Genomic DNA, 875 nt, shown 5'->3' on the forward strand with positions numbered 1-875 from the left:
TGCCGCTTTGTCCGTTAAAAAATTAGAACCATTCATACTTGATAGATCTGACGCCTACATTGGAGTAATGATTGATGATTTGGTGACCAAAGGGGTAGCAGAGCCATACAGAATGTTTACATCGAGAGCAGAATATAGATTAAGTCTGAGATCTGATAACGCTGATCAAAGATTAACATCTAAGGGAATAGATATTGGTTTAATAGGCGATGAGAGAAAAGCTGTTTATTTGAGTAAATTTAAGCAAATTAGTCAAATAAATGAAAAAATGAGAGTGTCCAAGATTTCACCATCTAAAGCAGAAAGATTTGGAATAAAAATAGCCAAAGACGGAATATTGAGATCATCTCGCAAAGTTTTAACTCAAAAAGGGGTAAATATGAGTAAAATTAGGGAAATATGGTCTGATATACCTTTTTTTAGTAAAGAAATTGATGAACAGGTAGAAATTAATGCCCATTATAGTGGATATTTAAAGAAGCAAAAAGCAGATATTTTAGCATTTAAGAGGGATGAAAACCTGATTATTCCTGATAAAATTAATTACGATGCACTATCAGGTTTATCTAATGAGGTAAAAGCTAAATTTAAAGAAATAAAGCCTAAAACAATGGGTCAAGCTCTAAGAATTGACGGAATTACTCCTGCCGCTGTATATATTTTGTTGTCACATGTCAAAAGAAAGTCTATTAAGCATATAGCTTAATGGATCAAGAAATTTTAAATTCTTATTCTAGAATCAATCACTTAAATGTTTCACGTGAAACATTTTTGGACTTTGAAAACTATATATCTATGATTCTTGAAAAAAATAAAAAAATCAACATAATTAGCCAAAACACAGCATCAAAAAAGGCTATAATTGACCGTCATAT

General features: G+C 31.0%; 1 pseudogene. It reads left to right on the plus strand.

Annotated features, from left to right (window positions below):
• Positions 1 to 706: pseudogene (locus tag AMO08_RS01585) on the plus strand (tRNA uridine-5-carboxymethylaminomethyl(34) synthesis enzyme MnmG); the annotation flags it as partial.
• Between the last annotated feature and the right edge of the window lie 169 nt (positions 707 to 875).

This window comes from Candidatus Pelagibacter communis, assembly GCF_001180205.1.
GTDB lineage: Bacteria > Pseudomonadota > Alphaproteobacteria > Pelagibacterales > Pelagibacteraceae > Pelagibacter > Pelagibacter ubique_O.